The 18,940-nt window shown below is 71.5% G+C and carries 18 protein-coding genes and 1 riboswitch; of the genes, 11 read left to right on the top strand and 7 right to left on the bottom strand.

What is annotated here, in order from left to right:
• Positions 1–106: 106 nt before the first annotated feature.
• Positions 107–532: an alternative ribosome rescue aminoacyl-tRNA hydrolase ArfB gene (gene arfB, locus OG389_RS17855; RefSeq protein WP_328299494.1), complete on the top strand. Its 426-nt coding sequence runs from the start codon at positions 107–109 to the stop codon at positions 530–532.
• A 20-nt stretch (positions 533–552) separates the two neighbouring features.
• Here arfB and OG389_RS17850 read toward each other — a convergent pair whose 3' ends face one another.
• Positions 553–1,122 carry a flavin reductase family protein gene (locus OG389_RS17850; RefSeq protein ID WP_328299493.1) on the bottom strand — a complete coding sequence of 190 codons (570 nt, stop codon included), beginning with the start codon at positions 1,120–1,122 and terminating at the stop codon, positions 553–555.
• Positions 1,123–1,436: 314 nt separating this feature from the next.
• On the opposite strand from OG389_RS17850, the gene cdgB reads away from it, so the two are divergent.
• Together cdgB and OG389_RS17840 are read left to right on the top strand one after the other, a co-directional pair.
• Entirely contained in the window at positions 1,437–3,152 is a 1,716-nt protein-coding gene (gene cdgB / locus OG389_RS17845; protein ID WP_328299492.1) for a diguanylate cyclase CdgB, read from the top strand.
• 68 nt (positions 3,153–3,220) lie between these two features.
• Positions 3,221–4,243, top strand: a complete 1,023-nt coding sequence (locus tag OG389_RS17840; protein WP_328299491.1) for a CBM35 domain-containing protein — start codon at positions 3,221–3,223, stop codon at positions 4,241–4,243.
• A 13-nt stretch (positions 4,244–4,256) separates the two neighbouring features.
• On the opposite strand, the gene OG389_RS17835 is transcribed toward OG389_RS17840, so the two are convergent.
• The 3 genes from OG389_RS17835 to OG389_RS17825 all read right to left on the bottom strand — a co-directional run bounded on the left by OG389_RS17835 (position 4,257) and on the right by OG389_RS17825 (position 7,439).
• On the bottom strand, positions 4,257–5,195 hold the full coding sequence (locus OG389_RS17835; protein ID WP_328299490.1) for a 1-phosphofructokinase family hexose kinase: 939 nt from the start codon (positions 5,193–5,195) through the stop codon (positions 4,257–4,259).
• A gap of 142 nt (positions 5,196–5,337) precedes the next feature.
• Positions 5,338–6,507, bottom strand: a complete 1,170-nt coding sequence (nagA, locus tag OG389_RS17830) for an N-acetylglucosamine-6-phosphate deacetylase (protein WP_328299489.1) — start codon at positions 6,505–6,507, stop codon at positions 5,338–5,340.
• A complete protein-coding gene (locus OG389_RS17825) occupies positions 6,507–7,439 on the bottom strand; it encodes an ROK family protein (protein WP_328303870.1) in 933 nt (310 codons plus the stop codon). Before OG389_RS17825 ends, nagA begins: the two co-directional genes overlap by 1 nt.
• A 215-nt stretch (positions 7,440–7,654) precedes the next feature.
• Between OG389_RS17825 and OG389_RS17820 the strand changes: the two genes are divergently transcribed.
• The 3 genes from OG389_RS17820 to otsB all read left to right on the top strand — a co-directional run bounded on the left by OG389_RS17820 (position 7,655) and on the right by otsB (position 10,218).
• The gene (locus tag OG389_RS17820; RefSeq protein WP_443059297.1) at positions 7,655–8,956 is read left to right on the top strand and encodes an extracellular solute-binding protein; all 1,302 of its coding nucleotides are present in this window, start codon (positions 7,655–7,657) and stop codon (positions 8,954–8,956) included.
• A gap of 91 nt (positions 8,957–9,047) precedes the next feature.
• Complete coding sequence (locus OG389_RS17815; RefSeq protein ID WP_328299488.1) at positions 9,048–9,302, top strand: DUF3263 domain-containing protein; 255 nt, start codon at positions 9,048–9,050, stop codon at positions 9,300–9,302.
• Positions 9,303–9,354: 52 nt separating this feature from the next.
• On the top strand, positions 9,355–10,218 hold the full coding sequence (otsB, locus tag OG389_RS17810) for a trehalose-phosphatase (RefSeq protein ID WP_328299487.1): 864 nt from the start codon (positions 9,355–9,357) through the stop codon (positions 10,216–10,218).
• 49 nt (positions 10,219–10,267) lie between these two features.
• On the opposite strand, the gene OG389_RS17805 is transcribed toward otsB, so the two are convergent.
• On the bottom strand, positions 10,268–11,731 hold the full coding sequence (locus OG389_RS17805) for an alpha,alpha-trehalose-phosphate synthase (UDP-forming) (RefSeq protein ID WP_328299486.1): 1,464 nt from the start codon (positions 11,729–11,731) through the stop codon (positions 10,268–10,270).
• A 101-nt stretch (positions 11,732–11,832) separates the two neighbouring features.
• Positions 11,833–12,783, bottom strand: coding sequence for a glucosyl-3-phosphoglycerate synthase (locus tag OG389_RS17800; protein ID WP_328299485.1), 951 nt, complete (start codon positions 12,781–12,783; stop codon positions 11,833–11,835).
• Positions 12,784–12,979: 196 nt separating this feature from the next.
• Positions 12,980–13,138: riboswitch (SAM riboswitch) on the top strand.
• Positions 13,139–13,155: 17 nt separating this feature from the next.
• On the opposite strand from OG389_RS17800, the gene thrC reads away from it, so the two are divergent.
• The 5 genes from thrC to OG389_RS17775 all read left to right on the top strand — a co-directional run bounded on the left by thrC (position 13,156) and on the right by OG389_RS17775 (position 18,155).
• Entirely contained in the window at positions 13,156–14,457 is a 1,302-nt protein-coding gene (thrC, locus tag OG389_RS17795) for a threonine synthase (RefSeq protein ID WP_328299484.1), read from the top strand.
• Positions 14,458–14,492: 35 nt separating this feature from the next.
• A complete protein-coding gene (locus tag OG389_RS17790; protein ID WP_328299483.1) occupies positions 14,493–14,771 on the top strand; it encodes a MoaD/ThiS family protein in 279 nt (92 codons plus the stop codon).
• 397 nt (positions 14,772–15,168) lie between these two features.
• Positions 15,169–15,375: a cold-shock protein gene (locus OG389_RS17785; protein WP_008743607.1), complete on the top strand. Its 207-nt coding sequence runs from the start codon at positions 15,169–15,171 to the stop codon at positions 15,373–15,375.
• Between the two features lie 368 nt (positions 15,376–15,743).
• Positions 15,744–17,366 carry a chaperonin GroEL gene (gene groL, locus OG389_RS17780; protein ID WP_328299482.1) on the top strand — a complete coding sequence of 541 codons (1,623 nt, stop codon included), beginning with the start codon at positions 15,744–15,746 and terminating at the stop codon, positions 17,364–17,366.
• A 153-nt stretch (positions 17,367–17,519) separates the two neighbouring features.
• Complete coding sequence (locus OG389_RS17775) at positions 17,520–18,155, top strand: phosphoribosylanthranilate isomerase (RefSeq protein ID WP_328299481.1); 636 nt, start codon at positions 17,520–17,522, stop codon at positions 18,153–18,155.
• A gap of 160 nt (positions 18,156–18,315) precedes the next feature.
• Here the strand turns inward: OG389_RS17775 and OG389_RS17770 are convergent, their stop codons facing one another.
• On the bottom strand, positions 18,316–18,936 hold the full coding sequence (locus OG389_RS17770; RefSeq protein WP_328299480.1) for a TetR/AcrR family transcriptional regulator: 621 nt from the start codon (positions 18,934–18,936) through the stop codon (positions 18,316–18,318).
• Between the last annotated feature and the right edge of the window lie 4 nt (positions 18,937–18,940).

Genomic DNA, 18,940 nt, shown 5'->3' with positions numbered 1-18,940 from the left:
ACGCGGGGAGAGGGGCGGTAGGTTCCGGATTTCGTGGATTGACCGGCCCGGTTCCGCCGCGAAATGCGGGTGACGGGGCCGGGGCGGAGGACGGATCATAGGGGGCATGCCTGGTCCCTATGTCATCCGCGGTTCCGTCGTGCTCCCCGAGGGCGAGCTCGCCTGGCGCTTTTCGCGGTCCTCCGGGCCGGGCGGCCAGCACGTGAACACCTCGGACTCGCGCGTGGAGCTCCTCTTCGACGTCGCGGCGACGAAGTCGCTGCCCGACGTGTGGAAGGAGCGGGCGCTGGAGCGGCTCGCGTCCCGCCTGGTGGACGGGGTGGTGACGGTACGGGCCTCCGAGCACCGCTCGCAGCTGCGCAACCGGGAGATGGCGCTGGTGCGGCTGACCTCGCTGCTGGCGGAGGCCACGGCGCCGCCGCCGAAGGCGCGCCGGGCGACGAAGATCCCCCGGGGCATCAACGAGCGGCGGCTGCGCGAGAAGAAGGCCCGCGGCGAGACCAAGCGGGGGCGCAGCGCGCGGGACTGGTAGCGCGCTCCCGCGCGGGGACCCTACGGGGCCAGGTGCCGGTAGCGCCCCCGGAAGTACGTCAGCGGCGGGGAGTCCGGCGACGGCTGGGCGGCGGTCAGGACGCGGCCGATGACCAGGGTGTGGTCGCCCGCCTCGACGCGGTTCTCCGTACGGCACTCGAGGGTGGCCAGGGCCTCCGACAGGAGTGGGGCGCCGGAGACCTCGCCACGCGCCCACGGCAGCTCCGCGAAGAGCAGCCGGTCGCTGATGCGGGCCTTCATGGAGAAGCGGCTGGCGATCTGGAGCTGGTGGTCTGCGAGGACCGACACCGACCACAGCGGCTGTTCCGCCAGCAGGTCGTCCATGCGGGAGCCCTCGCGGACGCTGACGAGGACCAGCGGCGGGTCCAGGGACACGGACATGAAGGCGGTCGCCGTCATGCCGACGTCCTCGCCGCGCGGGCCGCCGGCCGACAGTGGGGGCTCGTGCGCGGTGATCAGGCACACGCCCGCCGCCAGTCGGGACATGGCGGCCCGGAACTCGTCGTTGCTCACACCCTCAGCATGGGGTGCGGTGGCGGGAAGTGTTGTCACGGGGGTCGTATGGGGCACGGTGTGGACGCTACTGTCGCCCCCTCGCGCGGCGCATCGGGCTGAGGTCCGAGTCGCGCCCCGGCCCGTCGACCTAGGCCGCCCCGGGGCCGGGCGTATCGTTTGCTTCCGGGAATCCGGCCGGTGGAGCGTCGGCAACGGACCAGTGACACGTGCACCTTTATTCATCTGATGTGACTTGAGTCACAGAGAGCAAGATTTGTTGACCCTGTGTACCTGCCGCACAGCTCACTGTGATTCAGTGGACGGGACACCGCAACGAAACGCCGATGACATACCTGGAGTTGCTGTCGAGGTCTCGGGGAGAGCGAGCAATGGAGACCGAGTCGGAGCCGTACGTCCGTCTTGCGACCCTGCGGCAGCTGCACCAGGTGGTGGCCGAGCTCAATACGGCCCGGAGCCTGGCGGACACTCTGCAGACCGTCGTGGACGGCATCGTCGTGGGCCTCGGTTACCAACTCGCCTGTGTCAACCTGGTACGCCCTGACGGAGATCTCGTCGTCGCCGCCTTCGCCGGCGACCCCGCGGCCGAAGCCCTGATCACCGGCCGCGTCGGCTCGCGCGCCTCCTGGGAACGCCGTCTGACGATGGGTGAGAACTGGGACGGCCTGCGCTTCATCCCGCACACCGAGGGCTGGGTCCTCATGGAGGACGACGTCCCCCAGTGGCACACGGACGGCCCCGACCCGCGGTTCGAGGACGAATGGCACCCCGAGGACCGGCTCTACGCCCCCATGTACGCCTCCGGCGGCGAACTGCTCGGCGTCGTCTCCGTGGACCGCCCGCGCAACGGCCGCCGACCCGGCGCCTGGGGCCGCGAAGCCCTCCAGATGTACGCCTTCCAGGCCGCCATCGCGATCAGCAACGCCAGGCTGCGCGCGAACATGCAGCGGGCCCTGGTCCGGCTGGAGCGCGAGCAGCAGGCCCTGCGCGCCAGTGAAGAGTCGTTCCGCCAGGCCTTCGAGTACGCGCCCAGCGGCATGGCCATCGCCGAGATGGGCGGCGACCAGCACGGCCGCCTCCTGCGCACCAACGACGCGCTGTGCCGGCTGCTGGGCCGGCCCGCTTCCGTGCTGCGCCGCTACTCCTTCTCCGACCTCGTCCACCCCGAGGACATCGGCACCCTGCTGCGCACCTCCGCCGAGGGCGGCCGCGCCGAGCTGCGCCTCGGGCGGCGCGACGGCACCTACGTCTGGGTCTCGCTGCGCAACTCCGTCGTCGCGGACGCCGCGGACGGCCCGCGCTTCCTGCTGACCCACGTCGAGGACATCGAGGAGCGCAAGCGGCACGAGCTCCAGCTCGCCCACCGGGCCAGCCACGACTCGCTGACCGGCCTGCCCAACAGCGCCGAGCTGCGCTCCCGGCTCGGGGCCCGGCTGTGCCGCCGGCCGCAGTCCGTGCGCGCCACCGCCGTGGAGGCGCTGGACGCCGCCTTCGAGACCCGGCCCGCGGGGGAGGGCGCCCCCGGAGACCAGGCCGAGCACGGCTTCCGGCCGGACGGTTTCCCCGAGCCCTTCGAGTTCCCCGGCGGTCAGGGCGGCCCCGGCTCACCGGGCGGCGGCTCGGCCGCGGTGGGCCCGTACGACCACCACGTGCACACGGTCGCGCCGGCGACCGACATCGACGACGGTACGAAGGGGCTCGCGGTGCTCTTCTGCGACCTCGACGGCTTCAAGTCGATCAACGACCGGTTCGGGCACCACACCGGCGACGCGGTCCTGATCGAGGTCGCCCGGCGGCTGACGACCGGTGTCAGGGACGGGGACACGGTCGCCCGGCTGGGTGGGGACGAGTTCGTCGTGCTGGCCGACGGGCTGGGGGCGGCGGACGCCGCCGACCTCGCCGTGCGCCTGCGCAACGCGATCATCCCGCCGATCAGGGTGGACGGTCGTGCGGTAAGGGTGGGAGCGAGTTTCGGCATCGGCTGGGCCAGCTGCGGCATGTCCGCGGACGAGGTCCTGCGCTCCGCCGACCAGCGCATGTACATCGAGAAGCGCTCCCGGTCGAAGGCGCACCGCCGGGCCGGGTGAGTCTGAGCGCCGCTCGTGGGCGCACCTGTTCGGGGTAGGCTCCCCGGGGTCGAAAGGAGTGACCTGCGATGACGACGCCCGCGAACAACGGCCCGAACAGTGGGGCGAACAAGCCCGAGGACGACGACCCGTTCGGCTATCTCTACGCGGACGGCCAGGCCGCCGGAGCCACCCCGCCCGGGCAGGGCGGTGGGTACGGCTATCCCGGATCCACGGTCGGCGGTCAGTCGGGCGCCGCGCAGCCGGGCGTGCCCCGGACCTCGTACAACCAGGTGCGCACGGTCGGCGACCGGCCCTACGGCGGCCAGCGCGGGCAGGTTCCGCCGCAGCAGCAGTCCCCGGGCTACCAGGCGCAGTACCAGGCCCCCGAGGCGCTCCAGGCGGGCGGCTACGGCGTTCCGCCGCAGCAGCAGCCCCCGCAGTACACCCAGTCCGTCCCGCTGCCCGGCGGTCACGGCGCTGGTCACGGCGGCGGGTCCAGCCGCAAGGGCCTGCTCATCGCGGCCGTCGCGGTGGTGGCCGCGGTGGCGATCGGCATCGGTGCGGCGGTGGTCTTCGGGAAGGACGATCCCGACAAGGGCAAGAACACCGCGAACCCCGGCCAGAGCCAGTCGGGCCCCGTGACGACCCCCTCGACGCAGCCGAGCGGCTCCGCGTCCCCGGACGCCCCGCTGCCCAAGGGCGACGCGGGCGGCTCGGGCATGGTGATCAGCGGTGGTGCGACGCTGCAGAGCGCGGTGCAGGGCGCGAAGAGCGCGGGCGGCCAGTACGTCGGCAACTTCAACCAGTTGGGCGCCGCGGTGACCTGGACGCTCGAGGTGCCCAAGGACGGCGAGTACACCTTCCGGACGCTGTACGGCGTGCCCGGCAAGGACGCCAACATGACGCTGGCGATCAACGGCTCCGTGCAGAGCCGGCCGATCAACATGAAGAACTTCGCGAAGGCGTCGGAGGGTGACTGGACCAAGGGCTGGACCAACACCTACTCCTACGTGGACCTCAAGAAGGGCACGAACACCATCAAGATCTCCTGCGAGCAGGGGAACTCCTGCGAGGCGATCATCGACCAGTTCGTGCTGGAGAAGCGCTGACCGTGCTCCGGCGCTAGCCGGCCGTCACGGCCGGCACGGCCGTCACCTTCACCGACCCCCGTACCTCCTCGTAGGTGCGGGGGTCGAATTCTCCCGCGGTGGGGGCGGCGACGGTGGCCGCCGAGAGGGCTACCGCGCGGGTGAGGCGGTCCGGCCAGTCCAGGCCTTCGGTGAGCGCGGAGAGCAGGCCCGCGACCGCGGAGTCCCCGGCACCGGTGGGGTTGCCCGCCAGGGTCCGGGGCGGGGCCGCCTGCCAGGTGCCTCCGGCGGTGGTGGCGAGCAGGCCGCCCGGGCCCAGCGAGGTGATCACCGCGTGGGCTCCGCGCCGCCGGGCGTCCCGGGTGGCGGGCAAGGGGTCCCGGGAGCCGGTCAGCTCGGCGAGTTCGGCGGCGTTCGGTTTGATCATGTCGGGCCGGGCGGCGACCCCCCGGCGCAGGGCTTCCCCGCTGGTGTCCAGGAGTACGGGCACACCGGCCGCGCGGGCCGCCCGTACCAGGACGGCGTAGGCCCCGACGGGTACGCCCGGGGGCAGGCTGCCGCACAGGGCCACCGCGCGGGCGTCGCCCGCCAGCAGGGCCTCGTAGCGGGAGAGGAACCGCGACCACTCGGCGGTGGTGATCGGCGGGCCCGGCTCGTTGAACTGCGTGGTGTCTCCGGAGGCCTCGTCGACGACGGCGAGGGTGCGGCGGGTGGTGCCCGCGCAGGGGACCAGCTCGTCGCGCACGCCGGGGGAGCCGGCGAGCAGTTCGCGTACGAGGGCTCCCGTGCGGCCGCCCGCGAAGCCCGTGGCGGTCACCTCGTGGCCGGTCGCGGCCAGGACGCGGGCGACGTTGAGGCCCTTGCCGCCGGCGCGTTCGGTGACGTCGCTCACGCGGTGCGAGGCGTGCGCGAGCAGCCTCGGTACGCGGTAGATGACGTCGAGGGCGGTGTTGAGCGTCACGGTCAGGATCATGGCGGGCCCCGGTCTCGGTGTGTGCCGCCGGTTTGCAGGGCACAGCATGCCAAACGGAGGGCGGCCGGCCCAGTACCGCGGGCCGGCCGCTTCGCTCGGAGCCGCTTCGCTCAGCCCCGCTTGTGCCCAGGGCCGCTCCTGCTCAGCCCCGCGCCGCGAGCGGGTCGACGATCCATTCGCCGCGCCGCATCACGCCCTTGACGTCGAAGGCGGCGTCGAGGACGACGAGGTCCGCGTACTTGCCGGGCTCCAGCGAGCCGACCTGGTCGTAGACGCCGATCAGCCTGGCCGGGTTGGCGGAGATCGCCTGGACCACGGACTCGACGGGGAGCCTGTCGAGGGTGACGGACCGCTTGAAGGCGGTGTCCAGGGTGAGGGTGGAGCCCGCGATGGAGCCGCCCTCGACCAGGCGGGCGACGCCCTCCTTGACCTCGACCTCCAGCGGGCCGAGGTGGTAGATCCCGTCGCCGAAGCCGGCCGCGTCCATCGCGTCGGTGATCAGCGCCACGCGGTGCGCGCCCGCGTGGTGGAAGGCCAGCTCCAGCATGGCCGGGTGCAGGTGGGTGCCGTCGTTGATCAGCTCGACGGTGACCCGCTCGTCCTCCAGCAGCGCCGCGATGGGGCCCGGGGCGCGGTGCTCCAGGCCCGGCATCGCGTTGTAGAGGTGGGTGGCCACGGTCGCGCCGGCGTCGATGGCCTGGAGCGTCTGCTCGTAGGTGGAGTCGGTGTGGCCGATCGCGGCGATGACCCCGTGCTCGGCCAGCAGCCGTACGGAGTCCAGGCCGCCCGGGAGCTCGGTGGCCAGGGTGAACATGCGGGCGGCGCCGTGCGAGGCGTCGATCAGTTTGCGGACCTCGGCCGGGTCGGGGTCGCGCAGCAGGTCCTCCTTGTGCGCGCCCTTGCGGCAGGGGTTGATGAACGGCCCCTCGAAGTGGATGCCCGCGATGTCGCCCTGCTGGGTCAGCTCGGCGAGCAGCCCGGCCCGTCGGGCGAGCTCGTCGAGGTCTCCGGTGACGGTGGAGGCGACCAGGGTGGTGGTGCCGTGCTCGCGGTGGGTCCGTACGCCCTTGAGCACCTCCTCGGCGGTGCCGGAGGTGAAGGAGGCGCCGCCGCCGCCGTGGTTGTGCATGTCGACGAAGCCGGGGACGATCCAGTGCCCGGACAGGTCGGCCACGGTCGCGTTCTCGTCGGTGCTGCCGGCGATGCGCTCGCCCTCGACGATGAGGCGTCCGCCCTTCACGGTGCCGGTGGGCAGCACCACGTTCGCACCGGAGAGAACGGTGCTGCGGCCCACATGTGCGCTTCCGGACATCAGGCAGGTACCTCCGTGGCGAGTAGATCCCAGGCGAGCAGCCCTGCACCCAGGCATCCGGCGGTGTCCCCTAGGGCGGCCGGAACGATGTGGGGCAGCCGCTGGAACGTCACGCGTTCCTCCACGGCCGTCCGTAGTGGTGTGAACAAGGTTTCCCCGGCCTCGGCCAGTCCGCCACCGATGATCAGCGTGCGCGGGTCCAGCAGGGTGATCGCGGTGACCAGCCCGTCGGCGAGGGCGCCGATGGCGGTGAGCCACACCTCCCGGGCGCGCTCGTCGCAGGATTCGACGGCCTTGGCGCAGTCGGCGGCGTCCGCCTCGGGGTCGCCGGAGGCGGCCGCCCAGGCGCGGCTGACGGCGGAGGCGGAGGCGAGGGTCTCCAGGCAGCCGTACTGGCCGCAGCCGCACGCGGGTCCGCCGGGGCGGACCACGATGTGGCCGATCTCGCCCGCGTACCCGTGCGCGCCGGCCTCGATGCGGCCGGCGATGCCGATCGCTCCGGCGATGCCGGTGCCGAGGGGCACGAACAGGAAGCGGTCGGCGCCGCGGCCCGCGCCGATGCGGCCTTCGGCGAGTCCGCCCGTGCGGACGTCGTGGCCCAGCGCCACGGGGATCCCGCCGAGGCGTCTGCCGAGCAGTTCGCGCATCGGGACGTCGCGCCAGCCCAGGTTCGCCGCGTAGACGGCGATCCCGTTCTCGGCGTCGACGATGCCGGGTACGGCGACACCGGCCGCGGAGGCGGTGGTGGCGTACCGCTCGCGGCCGAGCTCGAGGAGCTCGGCGGCGAAGTCCTGGATCGTCTCGACGACGGCTTCGGCGCCCCGCTCGCGGCCGGTGGCGCGGCGTGCCTCGTGCAGCAGGGTGCCGTCGGCGGCGACGAGGGCGGCCTTCATCCCAGTGCCGCCCACATCGAGGGCGATGACGTGTTTCACGGGTTTCACGGTTGACAGTCTCGCGTGATCGGAGGGCAAAGGTCTAGTCCACTGAGTTGGATTGTTGAGTGACCATACAAATTCAGGACCTTGGTAGGTTCGCGGGTGGCGCGTGGGGGTCGTGTGTGCGTTCGGGTCCGGATGTTGACCGGGCGCGGAAGTGGTGTAGACCTTTACGCGAATCGTACGGAACAACCTGGGGTGGAACGAGAACTGTGAAGGCCCGAAAGCTGAACCTCGCCGTGTCCGGGCTCGCACTGTGCCTGACCGCCGTGACACTGACCGGCTGCGGAGCCCTGCCGGGCCTCACCGGAGACAACGAGGTCACCCTGCGGGTCGTGGCGGCCGACTACGGGGACAATCCGGAGAACTCCTCGAAGGGCTACTGGAAGTCCCTCGCGGCCGCCTTCGAGAAGGCCAACCCCGGCATCAAGGTCCAGGTCGACGTCTACTCCTGGTCCGAGGTCGACGCCAAGGTCGCCGAGATGGTCAAGGCCGGCAAGGCCCCCGACGTGGCCCAGATCGGCGCCTACGCCGACTACGCGGCCGAGGGCAAGCTGTACTCCGCCGACGAACTGCTCTCCGTGACGACCGAGGCCGACTTCCTCGCCCCGCTCGCCGACGCGGGCAAGGTCAAGCGCGTCCAGTACGGCATGCCCTTCGTGGCCAGCACCCGGCTGATGTTCTACAACGAGAAGCTGCTCGCCGACGCCGGGGTCATACCCAAGGACGGCAAGACCGCCTGGCAGCCCAAGAGCTGGGCGGACCTGGAGTCGGCCGCCAGGAAGCTCAAGGCGGCCGGCGTCCCGACCCCCTTCGCGCTGCCCCTGGGCCGCGAGGAGGCCCAGGGCGAGACGCTGCAGTGGCTGCTCGCCGGCGGCGGCGGCTACAGCGACAACGAGGAGGCGTACGCGATCGACTCCCCGGACAACGTCAAGACCCTCGAGTACCTGCGCGACAAGCTCGTCGGCGGAGGCCTGACCGGCCCCGTCGAGCCGGGAAAGCTGGACCGGCAGGCCGCCTTCGACTCCTTCTCGCGCGGCGAGGTCGGCATGCTCAACGGGCACTCGACGCTCCTCAAGCAGGCCACCGAGAAGGGCGTGAAGTACGGCATGGTCCCCATGCCCACCGCCGACGGCACGGACCACTCGACGATGGGCGTCGCCGACTGGGTGATGGCCTTCAAGAACGGCCACAAGAGGCAGTCCGGCAAGTTCCTCGACTTCATGTACGAGCCGAACAACGTGACGGCCTTCACCGAGAAGTACGACCTGCTCCCCGTCACCACCAGCGGCTCCCGCGCGATGGCGGCCCGCACCGGCGGCTCGTCCGCGCAGCTGAGGACCTTCCTGCAGGCGCTGCCGAACGCACGGCTCTACCCGGTCGGCAAGAAGTCCTGGGCAGCCGTGAGCGAGGACATCAAGCAGAACATCGGCAAGAGCGTGCAGCCGGGCGGACAGCCCGCGAAGGTCCTCGGCGACATCGCGGACGCGGCACGCAAGGCGGACTCGCGCTGAGGCCCGGCGTACGGGGCGCTGTCCGGCGGCGGCCCGTCGGCGGCCGGAGCGCTGCCGGGTGGCTGTCGGTGGGCGGCGTTAATCTGGCGGTATGACGGACGCGGACGAGGGGCGGCCGGCGGCCGGGCTCAGCCCCGACGAAGCCGCGGTACTCGCCTACGAAGGCCGCACCTGGCCCGGGCCCGGGGCCAAGGAGCGGGCCATACGGGAAGGACTGGGGATGCCCCCGGTCCGCTACTACCAGCTGCTCAACGCGCTCATGGACGACCCGAGGGCGCTGGAGCACGCGCCGGGCACGGTGAACCGGCTGCGGCGGATCCGCGAAGCCCAGCGGTCGCGTCGGTAGCGGCTGCCGCGCGCCGTAGCCGTGGCCCGGATCGGCCGTTAGGGTCGAGCGTATGGGGAGCCATCCGCACGATCTGCCGATGCCCGTCACCGCCGCCGGACGCGAGGGCCTCGAAGCCCTCCTCCGCGCACCGCACCGCTCCGTCGTCGCCCTCGACTTCGACGGCACCCTCGCCGACATCGTTCCCGACCCGGACCAGGCCCGGGCCCATCCCGGAGCCGTCGCAGCGCTCTCCGCGCTCGCCCCCCGGGTGGGATCCGTCGCCGTCGTCACCGGCCGGCCGGCCGGCGTCGCCGTGCGCTACGGAGGCTTCGCCGGGGTCCCCGGGCTGGAACACCTCGTCGTCCTCGGCCACTACGGGGCCGAGCGGTGGGACGCCGTGAGCGGTACGGTCCACGCCCCGGCCGAGCATCCGGGGGTCGCGGCGCTCCGGGCGGAGCTGCCCGGCTTCCTGGACGCGATCGGCGCGTGGCGCGGGACCTGGATCGAGGAGAAGGGCCAGGCGCTGGCGGTCCACACCCGGCGCGCCGATGACCCGGTGGCGGCCTTCGAGGCCCTGCGCGAGCCACTGGCGGGGCTGGCCGCCCGCCACGGCCTGATGGTGGAACCGGGCCGGGCCGTACTGGAACTGCGGCCGCCCGGGATGGACAAGGGCGTCGCGCTCACGGAGTACCTCGCGGAGGTGCGGGCCTCGGCCGTCCTGTACGCCGGGGACGACCTCGGGGATCTGGCGGCGTACTCGGCGGTGGAGAAGCTGCGGACGGAGGGGCTGCCGGGGCTGCTCCTGTGCAGTGGCTCGGCGGAGGTCCCGGAGCTCGCCTCCCGCGCGGACCTGACGCTGTCCGGCCCCTCGGAGGTCGTGACCTTCCTCGCCGCCCTGGCCGCCGCGCTGCCCGCCGGCCCGCCGGCGGGCTGACCCGACCTGCGGGGCCGGCCCCCGGGAGCGGCGACGCTCCCGGGAGCGGTCAGGTGCTGCGCAGTGCGTCCAGCTGGGCGGTGAGCCATGCGGCCGGGGGCAGTGCGGTGGCCGCCGCGGCCAGGCGCTTCGTGCGGTCCGCGCGTTCGGCGGCCGGCATGGACAGGGCCGTGTGCAGGGCCTGTGCCGTCTCCGTGACGTCGTACGGGTTCACCGTCAGCGCGTCCTCGCGGAGCTCCTGGTACGCCCCCGCCCCCGTGGACAGCACCAGCACGCAGCCCGCCTCCGACACCACCGGGATCTCCTTCGCCACCAGGTTCATCCCGTCCCGCACCGGATTGACCAGCGCCACGTCCGCCAGCCGGTACGCCGCCAGCGACCGCGCGAAGTCGTCCTCGACGGAGACCAGGACCGGCTGCCAGTCCGGCGTCCCGAACTCCGCGTTGACCGAGTCCGCGAGCTCGGCCACCGCCCGGGTGTACTCCCGGTACACCGTCAGGTCCTGCCGGGAGGGGTAGGCGGAGGCCAGGTGGACCACCTTGCCGCGCCATTCGGGGTGGACCGTCAGCAGCTCCCGGTAGGCCAGCAGGCCGCGCAGGATGTTCTTCGACAGTTCCGTGCGGTCCACCCGGACGATCGTCTTCAGGCCGTGCGTCTGCTCCCGCAGCGCCGCCAGCTTCGCGTCCACCTCGGGCCGGTGCGCCAGCGCCCGCAGCTCGTCCCCGTCCACGCCCAGCGGGTAGCGGGCCATCTCCGTGAACCGGCGCTCCGCCAGCCCGCTCCCGTCCGCGGCGTACCGGCGGTGCTCCACCCCGCGCCGACTGCCGGTCCCGAAGACACCGCTCGCGCAGCCGTTCGCGTCGTCGAGGTCCGCGCCCCGGATGAAGTTGGCGCCCCACTCCCCGGTGTGGAAGCCGACCTGGTCCGCGCCGAGCATCCCCCACAGCAGCTGCCCGCGGATGTCGCCCGGGAGCATGCGCAGGAACTCCGGCGAGGCCCACGGCGTGTGCGTGAAGTGCCCGATCCGCAGGTCCGGGCGCAGCTCGCGCAGCCGACCCGGGGCCAGCGCCAGGTGGTAGTCCTGGATCAGGACCGTCGCACCCTGCGCCGCCTCCTCTGCCAGGGCCGCCGCGAAGGCCTCGTTGTACGTGACGTACGACTGCCACCGCCGCCGGAACTCCGCGTCGAAGACGGGCTCGCGCGGGATGTCGTACAGGTGGTGGTGCAGGAACCACAGCACCGAGTTCGCGATGCCGTTGTACGCGTCGTCGTAGACCTCCGGGTCGATGTCGAGCATCCGTACGCCCGGCTCGGCCACGCCCCGCCGTACCGCCTCCCGGTCCGCGTCCGACAGTGCCGCGCAGATCCACACGGCCCCCGGCTGCTGCGCGAGGGCGGCGGAGAGGCCGGAAACGAGGCCGCCGCCGCCCCGGCGGGCACTGAGCGTGCCGTCCGGGGCGAGGACGTACGAGAGCGGGCCGCGGTTCGCGGCGACGAGCACCTGGGAAGCCATGCGGCGAACCTAGCCCGCCCCGCGCCCGGTCAAACGTCGGTTCCCGCGTGTCCGGCGCAGTGGGAGGAACACCACTGCGCCGGGCCCGGCGGCGCCCGCGCTCACGCCACCCGGCGGCGCGCGTACTCCTCGACGTCCCGCATCGGCGGCCGCTCCACGGTGTCCACGGGGTGGGTGTGCGCTACGAATCCCTCCGGGCCGCGCTCGAACTGCGTCAGCTCGGGGCGTACGAGGTGGCCGCGCGAGAGCCGCAGCAGCGCCGTGCGGTAGATCGCCGCGGCCATCCGTCCCAGCGCCTGGCCGTCCTGGTGCCGGTGCAGCCGTACGCCCACGTCCACCTGGGCCAGCGCGTCCAGCCCGACCGTGTGCAGCGCGTCCACCAGCAGGCCCAGCTCGACGCCGTAGCCGACGGGGAACGGCAGCCGCTCCAGCAGCTCGCGGCGTACGGCGTACTCGCCGCCCAGCGGCTGGACGAAGCCGGCCAGCTGGGGCCAGTGGAGGTTGAGCAGCGGGCGGGCCACCAGCTCGGTGACCCGGCCGCCCTGGCCGGGAGTGTCCCCCAGCGGGCGGTCGTACATCGCCTTGACGAACTGCACGTGCGGATCGGTCAGCAGCGGGCCGACGATCCCGGAGACGAAGGAGGCGGAGAAGTCCCGCAGATCGGCGTCGACGAAGCAGACGACGTCGCCGGAGGTGGCCAGCAGCGAGCGCCACAGCACCTCGCCCTTGCCGGGCACGGCGGGGATGCGCGGCAGGATCTCGTCGCGGTGCACCACCCGGGCGCCGGCCTTGGCCGCCACCTCGGCGGTGCGGTCGGTGGAGCCCGAGTCGATCACCACCAGTTCGTCGACGAGGGGGACCGGGGGGCCCTCGATCAGATCGCGCCGGATCACTTCGACGATGTCCCCGACCGTGGCCTCCTCGTTCAGCGCGGGCAACACCACGCTGACCGTCGTACCGGCTGCCCTTTTGGCGGAAAGCAACTGGTCGAGCGGTCGGTCGGCGGCGGACCAGGAGCGGTCTGCCAGCCAGCGCTCCACCTCTTCCAGCACCTTCGGAACTCCTCTGTCGATCCGTGGACCACCGGCGGTTTCGGCCGAAATATGATCCATCTCGCGGTTCGGACGGCTGTCTCAACCACCCGGGGCTTCGGTTACAGTCTTGAACAACGCAAAGGCCCGCCGCATGCCGGGGGGCCCGCGTACAAACGCCCGGGTGCGCTCCAGAGCGCGTTGCCCGGTGCCATACCGCTCATCCAGAGGGGCAGAGGGACACGGCCCGTTGAAGCCCCGGCAACCCTCCAGTCGGTTCTCGCGATCGCGCACACCAGCGACGTCAGCGAGGTCCCCGGCTAGGGAAGGTGCCAATTCCGTCTCATGGCGAAGTGCGCCATGGGGAAGATGAGGAGAAAGGGCCTCGCCATCATGGCTGCACAGACTGTCTCAACCTCTGCCGAATCCGCCGCTTCCGGCGCTTCTGTCGATCTCGGTCCCGCCACCGGCCTTTCCTGTCGTGAGTGCGGTACCCGTTTCGAGCTCGGCCCGATCTTCGCCTGCGCCGAATGTTTCGGACCGCTCGAAGTCGCCTACGATCTGCCGCTCGGCGACCCCGAAGCCCTGCGTGCCGCGATCGAGGCCGGCCCCAACAACATCTGGCGCTACGCCCCGCTCCTGCCCGTCCCGGCGGACGTGGCCTCCAAGCCGAGCCTGAACCCGGGCTTCACCAAGCTCGTGGACGCGGCCAACCTGGCCAAGGAGCTCGGCTTCACCGGCAAGCTGTACGTCAAGGACGACTCCGGCAACCCGACGCACTCCTTCAAGGACCGCGTCGTGGCCATCGCCGTCGAGGCCGCCCGCGCCTTCGGTTTCACCACCCTCTCCTGCTCCTCCACCGGCAACCTGGCCGGCGCCGTCGGCGCCGCGGCCGCCCGCGCCGGCTTCCGCTCCTGCGTCTTCATCCCGCACGACCTGGAGCAGGGCAAGGTCGTCATGGCCGGTGTCTACGGTGGCGACCTGGTCGGCATCGAGGGCAACTACGACGACGTCAACCGCTTCTGCTCCGAGCTCATCGGTGACCCGCTGGGCGAGGGCTGGGGCTTCGTCAACGTCAACCTGCGCCCGTACTACGGCGAGGGTTCCAAGACCCTGGCGTACGAGATCTGCGAGCAGCTCGGCTGGCAGCTGCCCGACCAGATCGTCATCCCGATCGCGTCCGGCTCGCAGCTGACGAAGATCGACAAGGGTCTGCAGGAGCTGATCAAGCTCGGCCTCGTCGAGGACAAGCCGTACAAGATCTTCGGCGCCCAGGCCGAGGGCTGCTCGCCCGTCTCGACCGCCTTCAAGGCCGGTCACGAGGTGGTCCGCCCGCAGAAGCCGAACACCATCGCCAAGTCGCTGGCCATCGGCAACCCGGCGGACGGTCCGTACGTCCTGGACATCGCGCGCCGCACCGGCGGCTTCGTCGAGGACGTCAACGACGAGCAGGTCGTCGAGGCCATCAAGATCCTCGCGCAGACCGAGGGCATCTTCGCCGAGACCGCGGGCGGCGTGACCGTCGGCGTGACGAAGAAGCTCGTGGAGAACGGCCAGCTCGACCCCTCGCTGACCACCGTGATCCTGAACACCGGTGACGGCCTCAAGACCCTGGAGGCGGTGGCCGCCGACAGCGGCCAGACCGCCACCATCCGCCCGAGCCTGGACGCGTTCCGCGCCGCCAACCTGGCCTGATCTCCCTCCCTGCACACCGGAAAGGCAGTAGCGCCATGAGCGTCAACGTCCGCATCCCCACCATCCTGCGCACCTACACCGGCGGCAAGGCCGAGGTCCCCGCCGAGGGCACGACCCTCGCCGAGGTCATCGAGTCCCTGGAGAAGAGCCACCCGGGCATCGCCGCGCGCGTCCTGGACGACCAGGGCAAGCTGCGCCGCTTCGTGAACGTCTACGTCAACGACGACGACGTGCGCTTCGAGGGCGGGCTGCAGACGTCCACCCCGGACGGCGCGGGCATCTCGATCATCCCCGCCGTCGCGGGCGGCTGCTGACATCCGGCCCGCTTCGCCCCGAACGCTGAATTGCCCCCTCCGGTAATAACCGGAGGGGGCAATTCTGTTTGATTGGGCGCGGTAGAGTTGGGGAAGTCCCCTCCGCTGTTCTTGCCCGCCGCATATGAGCGGGCCGCGAGAGGGTTGACATTGAGTCAACATGCGAGTGGCGTATGGGGCGTTGGCGCGTTTTGTCCGGCCCGAGTTGCCCGGGAATATTCCTGATTTTCACCCTATTTCAATCTTTTGACGTGTCCAGAATTCTCGTCGGAATGACCTGTTGCAGACAGCAGCGGTGCGGATACATTCAGCCCCGGTCGAGGCGTTCCGGCGCAAGTTCTGACCCGGGACCGCGAAGTGCGGTCCTGCGCAAGGGCCAGTAATAGGGGAGTTAGGCATGGCTCAGGGCACCGTCAAGTGGTTCAACGCGGAGAAGGGCTACGGCTTCATCGCGGTCGACGGTGGTGCGGATGTGTTCGTCCACTACAGCGCCATCCAGATGGACGGGTACCGCACCCTTGAAGAGGGTCAGCGGGTCGAGTTCGAGATCTCGCAGGGCCAGAAGGGTCCGCAGGCGGACATGGTCAAGCTCGCCGCCGGCTAGTCCGACCGCGATCGACCACCGACACGTACGCGGCCACGCAAGGCGGCCGCGCACCGCGGCACAACGGCATGTGTACGAGGGGCCCACATCCTGGACACGGGATGCGGGCCCCTCGTGCGTGGCGGCTCGGGGGCCCTTGCGGCGCCTGGGTGTTCCTCCCGGGTTGCCCGAAGCCGCTTGCACTCGGAGGGGTCGAGTGCTAATCATTGGCGTTAGCACTCTCCTGGTGAGAGTGCTACTAAACGAGGACCGGGTCGGTGAGGCCCGCAGGGTCCGGTGGGAAGGAACCGCCGGGCACGCAGGCCGTCCGTCGCGGGCGCGGGCGCGGTCCGGGAGCAATCCACCGCTGTCCGGGAGGACCACTTCAGATGGCCAAGATCATTGCGTTCGACGAGGAGGCCCGCCGCGGCCTCGAGCGTGGGATGAACCAGCTCGCCGACGCCGTCAAGGTCACCCTTGGCCCCAAGGGTCGCAACGTCGTCCTTGAGAAGAAGTGGGGCGCCCCCACGATCACCAACGATGGTGTGTCCATCGCCAAGGAGATCGAGCTCGAGGACCCGTACGAGAAGATCGGCGCCGAGCTGGTCAAGGAAGTCGCCAAGAAGACGGACGACGTCGCCGGCGACGGTACGACCACCGCCACCGTTCTCGCCCAGGCGCTCGTCCGCGAGGGCCTGCGCAACGTGGCCGCGGGTGCGAACCCGATGGCCCTCAAGCGCGGTATCGAGAAGGCCGTCGAGGCCGTCTCCGCCGCCCTGCTGGCGCAGGCCAAGGATGTCGAGACCAAGGAGCAGATCGCTTCGACGGCCTCCATCTCCGCCGCCGACACCCAGATCGGCGAGCTCATCGCCGAGGCCATGGACAAGGTCGGCAAGGAAGGCGTCATCACGGTCGAGGAGTCGCAGACCTTCGGCCTGGAGCTCGAGCTCACCGAGGGCATGCGCTTCGACAAGGGCTACATCTCGGCGTACTTCGCCACCGACATGGAGCGCATGGAGTCGTCCCTCGACGACCCGTACATCCTGATCGTCAACTCGAAGATCGGCTCGGTCAAGGACCTGCTGCCGCTCCTCGAGAAGGTCATGCAGTCCGGCAAGCCGCTGCTGATCATCGCCGAGGACGTCGAGGGCGAGGCCCTGTCGACCCTGGTCGTCAACAAGATCCGTGGCACCTTCAAGTCCGTCGCCGTCAAGGCCCCGGGCTTCGGTGACCGCCGCAAGGCCATGCTCGGTGACATCGCCATCCTCACGGGCGGCACGGTCATCTCCGAGGAGGTCGGCCTCAAGCTGGAGAACGCCGGTCTCGACCTGCTCGGCCGCGCCCGCAAGGTCGTCATCACCAAGGACGAGACCACCATCGTCGACGGCTCCGGTGACAGCGACCAGGTTGCCGGTCGCGTCAACCAGATCCGCGCCGAGATCGAGAACTCCGACTCGGACTACGACCGCGAGAAGCTCCAGGAGCGCCTCGCGAAGCTGGCCGGCGGCGTGGCCGTCATCAAGGCTGGCGCCGCGACCGAGGTCGAGCTCAAGGAGCGCAAGCACCGCATCGAGGACGCCGTTCGCAACGCGAAGGCGGCCGTCGAAGAGGGCATCGTCGCCGGTGGCGGCGTGGCCCTGCTGCAGGCCTCCTCGGTCTTCGAGAAGCTCGAGCTCACCGGCGACGAGGCGACCGGCGCCAACGCCGTCAAGCTCGCGCTGGAGGCCCCGCTCAAGCAGATCGCCGTCAACGGTGGTCTCGAGGGTGGCGTCGTCGTGGAGAAGGTCCGCAACCTGCAGATCGGTTGGGGCCTGAACGCCGCGACCGGCGAGTACGTCGACATGATCGCGTCGGGCATCATCGACCCGGCGAAGGTCACCCGCTCTGCCCTGCAGAACGCGGCGTCGATCGCGGCCCTCTTCCTCACCACCGAGGCCGTCATCGCCGACAAGCCCGAGAAGGCCGGTGCCGCTGCCGGCGGCGGCATGCCGGGCGGCGACATGGACTTCTGATCGACCTGAGGGTTGATCGGCTGTTCTCTTCACGTTCCGAGGGCGGCACCCCCAATGGGGGTGCCGCCCTCGGGCGTTCCGGAAGGCGGTGGTGACGTGCCCGGCCTGTGGGACGCGTCCCTGCGGACCGGCGGGGTTTGGTTGACTGCTGGCATGACTGACGTGAGCGACGTGTTCATCAAGATCTGCGGGCTCAGGACCGCGCACGACGTCGACGTGGCCGTGGCCGCCGGGGCCGACGCCGTCGGGTTCGTGTTCGCGCCCGGCAGTCCGCGGACCGTCGACGCCGCCACCGCGCGGGGGCTGGTCGCCGGGGTGCCGGAAGGGGTGCTCACCGTGGGGGTGTTCCGGGGGCAGTCCGTCGAGGAGGTGCGGCGGTTCACCGAGGAGAGCGGCGTACTCGCCGTGCAGCTGCACGGCGAGGAGGGGCCGGAGGACTTCGCGGCGCTGCGCGCCGAGGGCCGCACCCTGCTGCGGGCGACCGCGGAGCACGTGAAGCGCTGCGGGGAGTACGGCGAGGACCTGCTGCTGATCGACGCGCCGGACCCCGGCTCCGGCAAGCCGTGGAACTGGGGCTCGGCGGAGTTCGCCGCGCCCGGGGGCCGGTGGCTGCTGGCCGGCGGGCTGACGCCGGGGAACGTGCGGGAGGCCCTCGGGGTGACGGGCGCCTGGGGCGTGGACGTGTCCAGCGGGGTGGAGAGCGAGCGCGGGGTGAAGTCCCCGGACCTGATCCGCGCCTTCATCGCGGCCGCTCGCGGCCAGGGCCTGTCGCGGCCGGCGCCCTCGTAGACGGTCACCCACTGGTCCGTGTCGTCGGGCGGGGTGTGGCCGGGGGCGCCCGTAGGCGGATCCGGGCACGGCGAGGGCGAGCGCCTCTTCCCGCACCGACCTCCCCGGCTTCCACCGGGACGGGCGAAGCCGATCTGGTCACGCCTCGGGAGCCCGCGCCTCAGGGGGTCAGGGAGTCGATCCAGCGCTCCAGGCGACGGCCCTCCGAGGCCATCAGTTCCGGGTCGCGGAAGGTGTTCGTGAGCAGCGAGATGCCCTGGTAGGAGGCGATCAGGGCGACCGCGAGCTCACGGGCGTCCGCCGTCCGGCCCAGTGCGCGGAACTGCTGCTCCGCCCAGTCGAGCAGCACCCGCATGACCTTGGCCAGCGCCTGCTCGAGGCCGTCGTCGCGCTTGTCGAGCTCGGAGGCGAGGGAGCCGGTGGGGCAGCCGTAGCGGGCGGTGAGCTCGCGCTGGTCGACCCAGCCGGCCAGGAGGGCCTTCAGGCGGTCCTGGGGCGTGGGGAGTGCGTCGAGGGCGGTGATCAGGCCGGCCAGGCTCTGCCCGTGGGCGCTGATGGCGGCCTCGACCAGCTGGTCCTTGGTCTTGAAGTAGTAGTAGACGTTGCCGAGCGGGACGTCGGCCGCCCGCGCGATGTCGGCGATCGTCGTCTTCTCCATGCCCTGCTCGTGCAGGACCTGGGCCGCAGCCGCGGCGAGCCGTTCGCGCTTGCCCCCGCGCCGCCCGGCGGGTGCGGTGGGAGCGGTGGGGTCGGCAGGTTCCGCGGATTCTGAGTGAGTCACCTGA

This window comes from Streptomyces sp. NBC_00435 (genome assembly GCF_036014235.1).
GTDB lineage: Bacteria > Actinomycetota > Actinomycetes > Streptomycetales > Streptomycetaceae > Streptomyces.
The sequence above is the reverse complement of the archived record's forward strand: the minus strand, read 5'-3'. Positions and strand labels throughout refer to the sequence as shown.